Genomic DNA, 379 nt, shown 5'->3' with positions numbered 1-379 from the left:
GCCTTGATGCTCCGCGCGAGCGTGGGCGAGAAGCCGAGAGCGGCGGTTACTATACCGGCCGCCAGACCGTAAGGCGTTGCGTTGGCCCGCGCGACCACCTCATCCAGCGTGTCGAAGGGCATCGCCGAAATGACCGGCCCGAAAATCTCTTCCCGCGCGATCGTCATCTTGTCCGACACCGCGCCGAAGACGGTCGGCGCGATGAAGTTGCCGCCGTCATAGAGCTCGCCCGTCAGTCGCGATCCGCCGGCAACCAGTTCAGCGCCCTCGTCGCTGCCGGCCTTGATGTAGCCTTCCACCTTGCCGGCCTGCCTTGCATTGCTGAGCGGGCCGATTTCGGTTTCCGCCTCGATACCGTGGCCGATGCGCAGCTTGCCGG

At 66.0% G+C, this 379-nt stretch carries 1 protein-coding gene; it reads right to left on the bottom strand.

What is annotated here, in order from left to right; all coding sequences use genetic code 11:
• On the bottom strand, positions 1-379 hold a 379-nt coding region (locus EOA38_RS38855), incomplete at both ends, for an aldehyde dehydrogenase family protein (RefSeq protein WP_127301712.1).

Source organism: Mesorhizobium sp. M1E.F.Ca.ET.041.01.1.1 (assembly GCF_003997355.1).
GTDB lineage: Bacteria > Pseudomonadota > Alphaproteobacteria > Rhizobiales > Rhizobiaceae > Mesorhizobium.
This window is presented reverse-complemented; position numbering and strand designations above follow the sequence as displayed.